A 13,418-nucleotide genomic window follows, 5' to 3' on the forward strand; every position below is an offset into this window, starting at 1 on the left:
CCAGCGCCGAGCCTGAGAGCACCCGGCTTCGCCGGGGGAAGAGCACCCGGCTTCGCCGGGGTGGTGGGGAGTGGCTGGGCCACCCAGCGCCGAGCCTGAGAGCACCCGGCTTCGCCGGGGGAAGAGCACCCGGCTTCGCCGGGGTGGTGGGGAGTGGCTGGGCCACCCAGCGCCGAGCCTGATCTCTCGCGCGAGAACACCTCACCCGGCTGCGGGTGGGGTGTTTCTGTCTGTGCCGAACTGTTGACGGACAGCGAGGCGTGTTGCAACATTCGACTACCCGTACTGCAAGAAATCAGCAAATCTACGAAATTTCTCGTCCTTCCCACCGCCCACGACGGAGGACCACTCGATGTATCAGCAGAACGTTCGACGGCTCCTGCTTGCGCTTGTCCTGATCGCGGCCGGGCTGCTGCCCCTCAGTGCAACGGCGGCCGTCACCGCCGATCTCTCCAAGACGCTCTCCGCCAGCAGCTCTCTCGGGGAGTATCCGAGCACCAATGCCGGCGACGGCAACCAGAACACCTACTGGGAGAGCGCCAACAGCGCCTTCCCGCAGTGGATCCAGGCCGATCTCGGCGCGACCACTGATGTCAATCAAGTGACGCTGAAGCTCCCCGCGTCGTGGGGTGCCCGCTCCCAGACCATCACCGTTCAGGCCGGCACGAACGCTGCATCGCTGAGCGCAGTCGCAGGCAGTACGGCGTACTCCTTCGCGCCGAATGCGAACAACACGGTCACGATCAACTTCGCCGCCACCGCGGCGCGCTATGTCCGGCTGACCGTGACGGCGAACAGCGGCTGGCCGGCCGCGCAACTGTCGGAGTTCGCCCTGGCCGGGCCTGGTGGCGGGCCGGTCGAACCGCCGACCGGGACGGACCTCGCCGCGGGTAAGCCGATCGAGGCTTCCTCGTCGGCCTTCAACTTCGTCGCCACCAACGCGAACGACAACAACCTCGGCACGTACTGGGAGTCCAACGGTTTCCCGGCGACGCTGACCGTCAAGCTCGGCGCCAACGCCGACCTCAGTTCAGTCGTGGTGAAGCTCAATCCCGACCCGGTCTGGGGTCCGCGGACACAGAGCATCCAGGTCCTCGGCCGCGAGCAGTCCGCTACCGACTTCACCTCCTTGAAAGCCCGGACCGACTACCAGTTCAGCCCGTCCGGCAACCAGAACTCGATCACGATCCCCGTCACCGGCCGGCACGCCGACGTACGGCTGCAGGTGTTCAGCAACACCGGAGCACCCGGCGGCCAGGTCGCCGAGTTCCAGGTCTTCGGTACGGCGGCGCCGAACCCTGACCTGGTCGTCACCTCCGCCACGTGGAGCCCGGCGAACCCGACCGAGACCACGCCGATCACACTGTCGGCCACGGTCAAGAACTCCGGCTCCGCGGCGGCCCCGGCCAGCAGCCTCAACTTCCTGCTCGGCGGCTCGGTCGCAGGCACCGCATCCGTCGGCGCTCTCGCCGCCGGAGCATCCACCACGGTCACCGCCAACGCCGGAACCCGCGCCCAAGGCAACTACACGCTCGCCGCGGTGGCGGATGCCACCAACACCGTCGTCGAGCAGAACGACAGCAACAACACCTTCCAGTCACCCACCCAACTCATCGTCGGCCAAGCGGCCGGATCGGACCTGCAGGTCACCGGCATCACCTCCAACCCAGCCAACCCGGCTCCGGGCTCACAGGTCTCCTTCACGGTCGTAGTGAACAACCGCGGTACGACGGCATCCGGTGCCACGGTCACCCGGCTCACGATCGGCGGCACGACCCTCAACACCAACACGGCGGCGATCGCGGCCGGTGCGACCGCGAACGTCGCCATGACCGGAACCTGGACGGCCACCAACGGCGGCGCCACTCTCACCGCAACCGCCGACGCGACCAACACAGTTGCCGAGACCAACGAAACCAACAACACCTTGTCCAGGTCGATCGTGGTCGGCCGCGGTGCCGCCGTACCGTACACGTCGTACGAGGCGGAAGCCGGCGATTACAACGGGACCCTGCTCACCTCGGATGCCGAGCGCACCTTCGGGCACACGAACTTCGCCACCGAGTCGTCCGGTCGCCAGTCGGTCCGGCTGAACTCGACCGGTCAGTTCGTCGAGTTCACCGCAACCGTCCCGACCAACTCGATCGTGGTCCGCAACTCGATCCCCGACTCGGCCAACGGACAGGGGCTTGAGGCAACCATCAGTCTGTACGTCAATGGCACGTTCCAGCAGAAGCTGAACCTGTCCTCGCACAATAGCTGGCTCTACGGCAACAGCGACGGACCGGAGTCGCTGACCAACACACCGGGTGGTGACGCGCGCCGCCTCTTCGACGAATCACACGCGCTGCTCGGTACGTCGTACCCGGTCGGCACGAAGTTCAAGTTGCAGCGCGACTCCGGCGACAACGCGTCGTTCTACATCATCGACCTGGTCGACCTGGAGCAGGTCGCCCCGGCACTCAGCCAGCCGGCCGGCTGTACGTCGATCACGCAGTACGGCGCCGTACCGAATGACGGGGTCGACGACGCGGACGCGATCCAGCGGGCTGTCACCGACGACCAGAACGGTGTGATCAGCTGCGTCTGGATTCCCGCCGGGCAATGGCGGCAGGAGAAGAAGATCCTGACCGACGACCCGCTCAACCGGGGTCAGTACAACCAGGTCGGGATCAGCAACGCCACGATCCGCGGCGCGGGCATGTGGTACTCGCAGCTCTACTCGACCATCGAGCCGCAGAACGCCGGCGGCATCAACCATCCGCACGAAGGCAACTTCGGCTTCGACATCGACAAGAACGTGCAACTGTCGGACATCGCGATCTTCGGGTCCGGCCGGATCCGGGGCGGTGACGGCAACGCCGAGGGTGGTGTCGGGCTGAACGGCCGGTTCGGCACCGGGACCAAGATCAGCAACGTCTGGATCGAGCACTCGAACGTCGGGGTCTGGGTCGGCCGGGACTACGACAACATCCAGGAGCTGTGGGGTCCGGCCGACGGTCTGGAGTTCAGCGGGATGCGGATCCGCGACACCTACGCCGACGGGATCAACTTCGCCAACGGCACCCGCAATTCGAAGGTGTTCAACTCGTCCTTCCGGACCACCGGCGACGATGCGCTGGCGGTCTGGGCGAGCAAGTACGTCAAGGACCAGTCGGTCGACATCGGCCACGACAACGCGTTCACCAACAACACCGTCCAGCTGCCGTGGCGGGCGAACGGCATCGCTATCTACGGCGGCTACGGCAACAAGATCGAGAACAACCTGATCTACGACACGATGAACTACCCCGGCATCATGCTGGCGACCGACCACGACCCGCTGCCGTTCTCGGGCCAGACGCTGATCGCCAACAACGCGCTCTATCGCTGCGGTGGGGTGTTCTGGAACGAGGACCAGGAGTTCGGTGCGATCACGCTGTTCCCGGCGAACCTGCCGATCCCCGGCGTGACGATCCGCGACACCGAGATCTACGACTCGACGTACGACGGGCTGCAGTTCAAGACCGGTGGCGGTGAGATGCCGAACGTCGCGCTCACCAACCTCCGGATCGACAAGTCGAACAACGGCTCCGGCATCCTCGCGATGGGCGGCGCCCGCGGCACCGCGACCCTCACCAATGTCGTCGTCACCAACTCCCGCGACGGCGACATCGTGAAGGAGCCCGGCTCGACCTTCACCTTCACCGGCCAATAACCCACCACCGTCACCGGGCCCAGCCCGACCCGGTGGTCCCGAGCCCCCGCACCCCGCCCGGAGGTGCGGGGGCTCACCGCGCCTTTACAGAGCCTGGGTGCCGATGACGTCGAGGAGGCGGAGGGCTTGGTCCGAGGGGGTGCCGGGCTCGGCGGTGTAGATGACGACCCGCTGGTCGCGTTCGGGGATGACCAGGACCTCGCAGATCACCTCGATCCGGCCGACCTCGGGATGGAGGATCGTCTGGCACAGGCTCTGCTGCCGGGCGACCTCGTGCCGTGCCCAGAGCTCGGCGAACTCCGGACTCCCGGCGAGCAGATCGGACACCAGTTGTGCAATTGCCGGGTCGTCCGGATAGGTCCCGGTCGCCGCCCGCAGATCCGCCGCCGCCTCGCGGGCGAACGCCTGGGTCGCGTCCATTCCGTACCGCTCCGCCTGCCGATCGCCGTGCAGGAACCGCAACCGCAGCAGGTTCCGCTCCTTCACCGGCAAGGCGGAGAAGTCCGTCATCAGCGCCGCAGCCTGCCGGTTCCACGCGAGTACGTCGTACTTCGCGTCCAGCACGATCCCCGGGACGTCGAGCCGCCCGAGCATCCGCAGTACGCCGTCCCGCACGTCCGACGGCGGACCCGGGGGAGGACCCGGCTGCTCACCGGCCAGCCGGAACAGGTGATCGCGTTCGTCGTCGTTCAGCCGCAAGGCCCGGGCGAGCCCGGTCAGCACCGGACGCGACGGCCGCGGCCCGCGTCCCTGCTCGAGCCGGGTGTAGTAGTCGGTCGACATGGTCGCGAGACTGGCGACCTCCTCGCGCCGGAGCCCGGGCGTACGTCGACGCAGCCCGGCCGGCAGTCCGACGTCGGCGGGTGTCAGCCGCTCCCGCCGTACTCGCAGGAACTCCGCCAGCTGACCCCGATCCACCTGTCCAGCATCGCAGCCGGGCGGTGGCGCCAACCAGGGACTGCCGATCCCAGGGTGAGCTCGCTCTGCCTCGCGACGCCGATGTTCCCCAGCCTGGAGGACATGACTGAGAAGATCGCGCTCGTCACGGGCGCCAACAAGGGCATCGGCAAGGAGATCGCACGGCAGCTCGGGGAGGCGGGATTCGTCGTGCTGGTCGGGTCGCGGGACCTGGCGCGGGGCCAGGTCGCCGCGAAGGAACTGGTTGCCGAGGGCCTCGATGCGGCCGCGGTCCAGTTGGAGGTGACCGATGAGCGGTCGGTCCAGGCTGCGGCGGAGGTGATCGAGCGTGCGTACGGCCGGCTTGACGTGATTGTCAACAATGCGGCGATCATCCCGGTCGGCGACGACGCGGTGTCGCGGGTGGAGAGCGACGTACTGCGGGAGGCGTTCGAGACCAATGTGATCGGTCTGGTGGGGACGACTCGGGCGATGCTGCCGTTGCTGCGGAAGGCGAAGGGTGCGCGGATCGTGAACCTGTCGACGTCGCTGGCCTCGTTCAGCCAGGTGGGCGATCCGGCGTCGCGGATGTCGACCGTGCTGACGCTCGGCTACAACTCGTCGAAGGCGGCGGTGAACATGGTCACGGTCATGCTCGCCAACGAACTGCGTGGCAGCGAGATCCTGGTGAACGCGGCCGACCCGGGCAACTGCGCGACGGACATGGGCGGGTGGGACGCGGCGCGCACGCCTGCGCAAGGCGCGGCGGTCGCGGTCCGGTTGGCAACGCTCGGCGCCGACGGCCCGACCGGCGAGGTCCACGCCGAGGAGGGCCGCCTACCGTGGTGAACCCGCGCGGAAGCAAGCCGCCTGCCCGGGTGAACCCGCGCCGAGGTCAGACGAGGGCGCCGGACCAGGCGAGGGCTTGTTTGATCAGATGCCCGCGGCCACCTTCGAGGTCGGTCAGGAGGGCCGGCTCGAGCGCTTCCTTGGGCGTCAGCCAGGTGAGCTCGAGGGCGTCCTGCCGCGGATTGCAGTCGCCGGTCACCGGTACGACGTACACCAGCGCGACCGCGTGCTGACGCGGATCGTGCAGCGGCGTGACACCGGGCAGCGGGAAGTACTCCGCGACCGTGAACGGCACCGGGCTCGTCGGCAGCCGCGGGAACGCGGCCGGGCCGAGGTCCTTCTCGATGTTGCGCTGCAGCGCGTCGCGGATCGACTCGCCGTGCATGACCCGGCCGGACACCAGGGTCCGGATGATCTGCCCGGTCTCGGCTGCACCGCGCAGCAGAACCCCGACATGTTCGATCTGGCCGGCGGCGTCGACGCGGGCCGGGACGGCCTCGACGTACAGGATCGGCACCCGGGAGCGGGTCTCTTGGAGCGCGAAGTCGGAGAGCCAGCCGGGGTTCGGGTCAGGCGTACGAACAGACGTCATGGACACATCTTTGCTTAGAGGTCCCGCAAACAGGTGGAGCCTGCTGCGCGTCGCCCCGGCACCACCTGTTTGCGGGACCTCTACGGTCTGAAAGCGGCTCGGTACCGGGAGGGACTGAGGCCGAAGCAGGCGCGGAAGCGGCGGCTGGCGTGGCTCGGGTCGTGCCAGCCGACCATCGCCCCGACGGTCGCGACCGGCAGGTCCGTCTCGATCAGCAGCCCCGCCGCCCGCTCGGCCCGGAGCCGGTTCAGGTAGGCCATCGGCGAGACGCCGGCGGTCCGCCCGAACAGCCGGACCAGGTAGCCGGGGGCGAGGTTCACCGCGGTGGCCAGACGGTCCAGCGTCCACGGCTCGTCGATGCTTGCCTCCAGCAAGCGCATCGCGTGCTGCACGGCCGGGTGCGCCGGGGTCGGCGGTCCGTCGCTCGGGATCAGCGCGGCGGACAGCAGGCTGAAGATGTCGGCACCCAGATAGGCGTTGCGTACGACGAGCCCGTCGCAGCCGGTGTACCCGTGCCAGTCGCCCGGCCGGAGGACGACGACGGAGTCGCGCTGCAGCGGGACCTCGTCGGCGGCCGAGATGTGGGTGCCCCGCCCGGCGAGCACGACGGCGATCTCGAAGAACGCATGGCTGTGAGGCGCGACGTCAGCCACCAGCTCGAGCCGCTCACCGGCGACCGGAAGCCGCTGGTCGGGGAACACCTCGCTGCTCAGGATCTGGTGCACGACCGCCTCCAGGAGGTCAAGATCAGTCAAGTATCGGTCAATGGCTGCCTGTCGCCACGCGCGGATCCAAGCGAGGCTGGAAACACCTTCCCGCCAACGGATTCCAAGGAGTGGCCGATGACCACGATCGACCCTACGGCACCCGCCGTACTCGATGAAGAGACCATTTCCGCCTATCGCCGCGACGGGGTGGTCCGGATCCGGAACATCATCGGCGCCGACGAGGCCGCCCGGTTCCGCGACGCCGCGGTCGCCGCCACCGCGGCGGCCGACGACTACTCGAAGGGCTCGGCGATCTTCAACCAGTACGTCAACGTCTGGCGGCAGGACGACGTACTGCGCGAGCTCACGCTCGATCCGCGGCTGGCAGCCGCGGCAACGGCGCTGGCCGGCGTGCCGTTGCGGATCTGGCACGACCAGGTTTTGATCAAACCGCCGCACAACGGCGCGGCCACCGAGTTCCACCAGGACGCGCCGTACTGGCCGCATGCCGGGTCGCGGCACTCGCTGTCGGCCTGGGTCGCGCTGGTCGACGTCCCGGTGGAGCGCGGGTGCATGACGTTCATCCCCGGTTCGCACGATCACCAGGACCTGCGCCGGCAGGACCTGGCCGATCGGGACGACATGTTCCGGGCCGCTCCCGACCTGCGCTGGGAGGAGCGGCTGACCATCCCGCTGCGGGCCGGCGACTGCACCTTCCACAACGCCTACCTGGCCCACTCCGCGACCCCGAACCTGACCGACGATCCGCGGATCGCCCAGGTCGCGATCTACGTCGACGCCGAGGCGACGTACTCCGGTGCCGGGCACGTGGTCACCGACGGGCTCGGGCTGACGGTCGGTGAACCGCTTGACCACGAACTGTTCCCGCGCGTCTGATCCTTCACGTCGTGACATAAGTTGTCACCGTGCCCCTGCTGACTGACATCCGCCCCCTGAAGGAATCGCCGGACTTCCGCCGGTTGTGGGTCGGGTCGACGGTCTCGCAGCTCGGGACGCAGATGACCGCGGTGACGGTCTCGATCCAGGTGTACGCACTGACCCGGTCGACGTTCGCGGTCGGGCTGGTCGGGTTGTGCGCGCTGGTGCCGCTGGTGGTGTTCGGGCTGTACGGCGGGGCGATGGCCGACGCGATCGACCGGCGGGTCCTCGCGCTCGTCTCGTCGACCGGGCTCTGGGTGCTCTCGATGATCCTGGTGCTGCAGTCGCAGCTGAACTGGGGCCAGGTCTGGATCCTGTACGCCGTCGTTGCTTGCCAGTCGGCGTGCTTCGCGGTGAACGGCCCGGCCCGGTCCGCGATCATCCCGCGGCTGATCCGGCCCGAACTGCTGCCGGCCGCGAACACGCTCAGCCAGGCCGCATTCAACCTGGGCTTCACCGTCGGGCCGTTGCTCGGTGCGGCGGTGATCGCCTGGCACGGGTTCGCGGCGGCGTACCTGGTCGACGTGATCACGTTCACCGCGGCGCTCTACGCGCTGTTCCGGCTACCGGCAGTGCCGCCGACCGGGCTGGTCCGGCGGGCCGGTCTGCGGTCGGTGCTCGAGGGGTTCACGTTCCTGCGGGCGGCGCCGGCACTGCTGGCGACGTTCCTGGCGGACATCCTCGCGATGGTGTTCGCGCAACCTCGCGCCCTGTTCCCGGCCGTGGCGGGCTCGTTCTTCGCCGGTGGCGTCCGTACCGTCGGCCTCCTGCAGGCGGCACCGGCGATCGGCGCGCTGATCGGCGTGGTGTTTTCCGGCTGGGTCAGCCGGGTCCGAAGACAGGGAGTGGCGATCGTCGTCGCGATCACGGTCTACGCGGCGGCGGTCGGCCTGTTCGGGTTGTCCCGCACGATCTGGCTGGGCGTCGCGTTGCTCGCGTTGTCGGGAGCGGCCGACATGGTGAGTTCGGCGTACCGGAACACCGTGCTGCAGTCCGCCGCGCCGGATGCCATGCGCGGCCGGCTGCAGGGTGTGTTCACCGTGGTCGTGGCCGGCGGACCGCGCCTGGGCGACTTCGTCGTGGGTACGTCGGCCTCCCTGACGACCCCGACGATCGCGCTGCTCGGTGGTGCGACCGTCTGCATCGTCGGCCTGCTGATCCTGCTCGCCCGCAACCGCCCGTTCCGCGAGTACGACTCCAGGACCAGGGCGCTGAGCTGATCAGCCCCCGGTGACCAGCTTCTTCAGCACGGTCGGCCAGGAGTCGGCGTCGGGGTTGATCTCGCGCATCGGCTTGTCGTCGACGGTGACGACCTTGCGGTCGCCCAGCGGCTTCTTCAGCTTCACCGAGCTGAGCGAGATCGCGTCCTCCGGCGGGCACGGCGTGTCCGAGTCGAGCAGGACCATCACCTTGTCGTCCTCCTCGACGACCTTCAGGTCCAGCGAGCAACTGCTGCCCGAGCCGATGAGCAGGTCCACGTCGTCGTAGCTCGGGCCGTTCTGCATCCACTTCAGGTACTTCGGGTGCTTCTTGTGGATCAGCTGGTAGGTCTCGATCGGCTGCGGCTTCGCCTCGAGCGGCTTGAAACCGGTCGGGTCGCCGAAGAAGCTGCCGAAGATCTTGTTGATGCACGGGTCCCGGTCGGCCTTGCCGGGGATCGCGCCCCAGGCCTCGGCGGCCTTGTAGCAGCCGTTCCGCTCGCGGTTCAGCGAGATGTTGAATCCGATCAGAGCGACCACGCCGACCACCAGCAGGACGGCGAGCATGCGCCGCGACTTGATCTGCTGCGGGCCGAGGATCCCGGCCGCGCGCCGTGCCTCGGCCGGCTGCAGCGCTGGGTCCCGGGCCGGGTCCACAGCCGGATCCGGCTGCTCCGGGACCTGCCGAAACAGCGCCAGTACCGAGCTCGTCCACTGCGGATTGATCAGCGTCGGGATCGCGTAGAGCAGCGTCAGCCCGATCACGATGGCGATGGCGGGGAGGAGCGCCCAGTAATTTCGCACGGCAGCAAGATACGGGGCCATCGGGCCGCGCCCGAAAAACGGATACTCTTCGAACGTGCCCGCAGAGACCTCGCAGACGCTCGACCGGGGACTCACTGTCCTCGAACTGCTCGCGGACGCCCCGGACGGTCTCTCGATCACCGAGTTGGCCGCCGCATTGGGGGTCAGCCGGACTGTCGTCTATCGGTTGGTGAACACCCTCGAGCTGCATCGGCTCGTACGGCGTGACTCCGAAGGACGAGCCCGGCTGGGACTGGCCGTGTTGCACTACAGCCGTCGCGTTCAGCCCACGCTGCGTGACGCCGCGCTTCCAGTACTGCGCTCACTCGCCGAGGACACCGGCGCTACGGCGCACCTGACCGTCGCGGATGGCGAGGAGGCGCTCGCGATCGCGGTGATCGAGCCGAGCTGGACCGACTACCACGTCTCCTACCGGATGGGGTCGCGGCACGCGCTCGACCAGGGTGCCGCCGGCAAGGCGATCCTGGCCGGTCGCCGGAAGCCGGATCCGGCCGGGCGGCCGTTCGTGGTCACGTCCGGCGAGTTGCAGGCCGGAGCCCAGGGTGTGTCGTCGCCGGTCCTCGGCGTGCCCGGAGTGGAGGCCTCCATCGGGGTCGTCGTACTCGGCAAGCTCGACCGCGAATTCGTCGGCCCGCGCGTTGCGCGGGCCGCCGTCGAAGTAGCCAAGCGTCTCGCCTGAGCGGACCTCCCGCACTAACCAACTGGCCACGCCCGAGCCGGTCACGCCTGACGAGGTGCTGTCGGCCGCTGGGCGGCCGGGTTAGTGAGTGCTGGACGTCCGGGTCGCCGCCTCGACCAAGGGGAGCACGCGGTGTGGGATCTGCTCGGCGAGGGCGATCACGGTGGATGCGCGCTGGATGCCCTGGACAATCACCACCTGATCGATCACCCGCTGCAGGTCGGCGTTCGAGCGGGCGACGATCCGGCACCACAGGTCCTCGGCGCCGGTGATCGTGTGGACCTCGAGCACCTCCGGGATCCGCGCCAGCGCCGCCGCGACCGTCGTATGCCCTGACCCCTGCTCGATCTGCAGTGTCGCGAACGCCGTGACCGGATAGCCGATCGCAGTCGTGTCGATGTCCGGACCCCAGCCCCGAACGACGCCGTCCCGCTGCAACCGGTCGAGTCGCGCCTGGACAGTTCCGCGGGCGACCCCCAGCCGCCGCGATGCCTCAAGTACGCCGACCCGTGGTTCGGCCGCGAACAGCCCGAGGATCCGGGCGTCCAGCGCATCGACCGACATACCGCGCCTCCCGTAGTGGTCAGACTGACCAAATGGTCCAGCAGTCATGCCAGCATACTGAACAACCTGTGCAGCGAAACAAGGATGTGTTGCGCAACCTGTGTCCTCACCACCAGGCTCGGGCCACGAAGCCAACCTGGGAGGATCACGATGACCAGCACCGACCTCACCCCCGCAGAGCTCGACGCCGATCTCGACCTCGACCAGCTCAAGCAGCTCGTCGGCCTGGTGCCGTACGACGAGAGCACCGACCCGTTCCCGGTCACCGCGATGGACGCGGTGGTGTTCGTGGTCGGCAACGCGACCCAGACCGCGAAGTACTACCAGCTCGCCTTCGGCATGGACCTGGTCGCGTACTCCGGCCCAGAGACGGGCAACAAGGACAACAAGGAGTTCGTGCTCAAGGCCGGCTCCGCGCGGTTCGTGGTCAGCGGCGGCGTCAGCCCGAAGAGCACGCTGCTCGACCACCACCGCAAGCACGGCGACGGCGTGGCCGACATCGCGCTCGAGGTGCCCGATGTGGACAAGTGCATCAAGCACGCCCGCGCGTGCGGTGCCGTCGTACTCGAGGAGCCGAACGACGTCACCGACGAGCACGGCACGATCCGGCGCGCGGCCATCGCGGCGTACGGCGACACCCGGCACACGCTGATCGACCGGAGCCGGTACGACGGTCCGTACCTGCCCGGGTTCGTTGCGGCGAGCACCCAGGTGACCCGGCCCGAGGGCCACCCGAAGCGGCTGTTCCAGGCGGTCGACCACGTCGTCGGCAACGTCGAGCTCGGCAAGATGGACGAGTGGGTCGGGTTCTACAACAAGGTGATGGGCTTCGTGAACATGGCGGAGTTCGTCGGCGACGACATCGCCACCGACTACTCGGCGCTGATGAGCAAGGTGGTCGCCAACGGCAACCACCGGGTCAAGTTCCCGCTGAACGAGCCGGCCGTCGCGAAGAAGAAGTCGCAGATCGACGAGTTCCTGGAGTTCTACGACGGCGCCGGCGCGCAGCACATCGCGTTGGCCACCAACGACATCCTGCGGACCGTGGACATCATGCGGGCCAACGGCGTCGAGTTCCTCAACACGCCGGACTCGTACTACTCCGATCCGGAGCTGCGGGCCCGCATCGGGAAGGTTCGCGTGCCGATCGACGAGCTGCAGTCGCGCGGGATCCTGGTCGACCGCGACGAGGACGGGTACCTGCTGCAGATCTTCACCGCACCGATCGGTGACCGGCCGACGGTGTTCTACGAGCTGATCGAGCGGCACGGTTCGCTCGGCTTCGGTAAGGGCAACTTCAAGGCACTGTTCGAGGCGATCGAGCGCGAACAAGAGCGACGCGGCAACCTCTGATCGACGGTGGGGTAAGGGGATGCCCGGCGTCGGCCGGGCATCCCCTTCGCCGTCTGCTGCCGACCCCGATCGTTGGAGCGGATATCCCCGTTTGTGGTGGGTTCTCCCCTCGTGTAGCAGGGGAGAACCCACCGTTGCAGGGGATATCCACTGGCGTGGTGGGGCGGTAAACCGGTTACCCGGTGGGGTAAAGCTTGCCGGGAGCAACTGGATACGGCGTGTCGCCGTCCGATTACCGGAATGACTGTCGGGGCAGGGGCTGTTCGCGTAGTGTGCCCGGTGAATGGGCGTCGGGGCGTTCGTTCAGGAAGGGTTTCGTCATGAAGACACTGAGCATTCTGCTCAGCACCGCGGGCCTGGCCGGAGTGGGTGCGATCGCCCTCGCCGCGACCCCGGCCCAGGCGGCCGAAGCCGCCACTTGCTCGGGTGCGAGGTCCATCTCGTCGGCGCCGATGCTGCGTGATCACAAGCCGCCCAGTTGGGGCACGATCCGCCTGGTCCGCGACAGTTGTTACCAGTACTGGGCCGAGGTCACGATGGTGTCCAGGATGCCGGCCAACGCGAAGGCCAACGCCTTCCTGGTCCAGTACGGCGGAGCCAACAGCGGCCGGGTCCTCAGCTGTGACAGCAGCGGCGGCAACGGCTCCGTGATCCAGGGCCAGCGCACCTGCCGCACACCCAAGGTCAAGGCCACCGCCGGCAGCATCACCTTCACCGCCATCGGCCGCGAGTACCACAACTACGGCGGCGGCTACGAAGAAATCTCCGAAAACGCCACCGCCCGCACCCGCTGACCAGTACACGGCGGGTCGCCAGACCCTGCAGGGTTGCTGGAGCGTCGGCACCTCCTGCGCGTAACCCGCCGGAGCGCCAACCAATTGCACCGCCACCCACCAGCCACGGTTGCTGGGTGTGCGGTGCCTGCACATGTTCCCGCCCGGAGAGCCAGCCAGTCGCACCGCCAGCCACGGTTGCTGGGTGTGGGTGCCTGCGTGTGTTCCCGCCCGGAGAGCCAGCCAGCCGGCTGACTCTCCGGGCGGGCTGCAGTTGCTGAGTCGGCGGAGGTGGTTGAGGTAGTTGGCGGGCGGGTGCGGGACTTGGGCCGGGGGATGTGGTT

13 protein-coding genes are annotated in these 13,418 nt (G+C 68.3%); 8 read left to right on the plus strand and 5 right to left on the minus strand.

Annotated elements, in window-relative coordinates; translation table 11 throughout:
- The coding region (locus E0H73_RS47410) for a hypothetical protein (RefSeq protein ID WP_238164345.1) at positions 1–182 on the plus strand (182 nt) is incomplete at its 5' end.
- 170 nt (positions 183–352) lie between these two features.
- Entirely contained in the window at positions 353–3,697 is a 3,345-nt protein-coding gene (locus E0H73_RS28795; protein ID WP_131361744.1) for a CARDB domain-containing protein, read from the plus strand.
- Between the two features lie 84 nt (positions 3,698–3,781).
- Here the strand turns inward: E0H73_RS28795 and E0H73_RS28800 are convergent, their stop codons facing one another.
- Positions 3,782–4,615, minus strand: coding sequence for a helix-turn-helix transcriptional regulator (locus E0H73_RS28800; RefSeq protein ID WP_131361745.1), 834 nt, complete (start codon positions 4,613–4,615; stop codon positions 3,782–3,784).
- A gap of 102 nt (positions 4,616–4,717) precedes the next feature.
- Here E0H73_RS28800 and E0H73_RS28805 point away from each other — a divergent pair, with 102 nt between their 5' ends.
- The gene (locus E0H73_RS28805; RefSeq protein WP_131361746.1) at positions 4,718–5,443 is read left to right on the plus strand and encodes an SDR family oxidoreductase; all 726 of its coding nucleotides are present in this window, start codon (positions 4,718–4,720) and stop codon (positions 5,441–5,443) included.
- A 46-nt stretch (positions 5,444–5,489) separates the two neighbouring features.
- On the opposite strand, the gene E0H73_RS28810 is transcribed toward E0H73_RS28805, so the two are convergent.
- Together E0H73_RS28810 and E0H73_RS46060 are read right to left on the minus strand one after the other, a co-directional pair.
- Positions 5,490–6,035, minus strand: a complete 546-nt coding sequence (locus tag E0H73_RS28810; protein WP_131361747.1) for an NUDIX hydrolase family protein — start codon at positions 6,033–6,035, stop codon at positions 5,490–5,492.
- A gap of 80 nt (positions 6,036–6,115) precedes the next feature.
- Positions 6,116–6,790, minus strand: coding sequence for a helix-turn-helix domain-containing protein (locus E0H73_RS46060; protein ID WP_165555866.1), 675 nt, complete (start codon positions 6,788–6,790; stop codon positions 6,116–6,118).
- An 87-nt stretch (positions 6,791–6,877) separates the two neighbouring features.
- On the opposite strand from E0H73_RS46060, the gene E0H73_RS28820 reads away from it, so the two are divergent.
- Together E0H73_RS28820 and E0H73_RS28825 are read left to right on the plus strand one after the other, a co-directional pair.
- On the plus strand, positions 6,878–7,639 hold the full coding sequence (locus E0H73_RS28820; protein WP_131361749.1) for a phytanoyl-CoA dioxygenase family protein: 762 nt from the start codon (positions 6,878–6,880) through the stop codon (positions 7,637–7,639).
- 29 nt (positions 7,640–7,668) lie between these two features.
- On the plus strand, positions 7,669–8,901 hold the full coding sequence (locus tag E0H73_RS28825) for an MFS transporter (protein ID WP_202867605.1): 1,233 nt from the start codon (positions 7,669–7,671) through the stop codon (positions 8,899–8,901).
- Here E0H73_RS28825 and E0H73_RS28830 read toward each other — a convergent pair whose 3' ends face one another.
- Entirely contained in the window at positions 8,902–9,684 is a 783-nt protein-coding gene (locus E0H73_RS28830; RefSeq protein WP_238164346.1) for a hypothetical protein, read from the minus strand.
- Positions 9,685–9,739: 55 nt separating this feature from the next.
- Between E0H73_RS28830 and E0H73_RS28835 the strand changes: the two genes are divergently transcribed.
- A complete protein-coding gene (locus E0H73_RS28835) occupies positions 9,740–10,384 on the plus strand; it encodes an IclR family transcriptional regulator (protein WP_131361751.1) in 645 nt (214 codons plus the stop codon).
- An 81-nt stretch (positions 10,385–10,465) separates the two neighbouring features.
- Here the strand turns inward: E0H73_RS28835 and E0H73_RS28840 are convergent, their stop codons facing one another.
- Positions 10,466–10,948: an Lrp/AsnC family transcriptional regulator gene (locus E0H73_RS28840; RefSeq protein WP_131361752.1), complete on the minus strand. Its 483-nt coding sequence runs from the start codon at positions 10,946–10,948 to the stop codon at positions 10,466–10,468.
- 150 nt (positions 10,949–11,098) lie between these two features.
- Here E0H73_RS28840 and hppD point away from each other — a divergent pair, with 150 nt between their 5' ends.
- Together hppD and E0H73_RS28850 are read left to right on the plus strand one after the other, a co-directional pair.
- Entirely contained in the window at positions 11,099–12,301 is a 1,203-nt protein-coding gene (hppD, locus tag E0H73_RS28845) for a 4-hydroxyphenylpyruvate dioxygenase (protein WP_131361753.1), read from the plus strand.
- A gap of 320 nt (positions 12,302–12,621) precedes the next feature.
- The gene (locus tag E0H73_RS28850) at positions 12,622–13,095 is read left to right on the plus strand and encodes a DUF2690 domain-containing protein (RefSeq protein WP_131361754.1); all 474 of its coding nucleotides are present in this window, start codon (positions 12,622–12,624) and stop codon (positions 13,093–13,095) included.
- Positions 13,096–13,418 lie beyond the last annotated feature (323 nt).

Source organism: Kribbella pittospori (assembly GCF_004331465.1).
Classification (GTDB): domain Bacteria; phylum Actinomycetota; class Actinomycetes; order Propionibacteriales; family Kribbellaceae; genus Kribbella; species Kribbella pittospori.

Coding starts and splice junctions, on each gene's coding strand:
- E0H73_RS28840 (WP_131361752.1), bottom strand. CDS start 10,948: ATGTCGGTCGATGCGCTGGACGCCCGGATCCTCGGGCTGTTCGCGGCC.
- hppD (WP_131361753.1), top strand. CDS start 11,099: ATGACCAGCACCGACCTCACCCCCGCAGAGCTCGACGCCGATCTCGAC.
- E0H73_RS28805 (WP_131361746.1), top strand. CDS start 4,718: ATGACTGAGAAGATCGCGCTCGTCACGGGCGCCAACAAGGGCATCGGC.
- E0H73_RS28820 (WP_131361749.1), top strand. CDS start 6,878: ATGACCACGATCGACCCTACGGCACCCGCCGTACTCGATGAAGAGACC.
- E0H73_RS28850 (WP_131361754.1), top strand. CDS start 12,622: ATGAAGACACTGAGCATTCTGCTCAGCACCGCGGGCCTGGCCGGAGTG.
- E0H73_RS28810 (WP_131361747.1), bottom strand. CDS start 6,035: ATGACGTCTGTTCGTACGCCTGACCCGAACCCCGGCTGGCTCTCCGAC.
- E0H73_RS28795 (WP_131361744.1), top strand. CDS start 353: ATGTATCAGCAGAACGTTCGACGGCTCCTGCTTGCGCTTGTCCTGATC.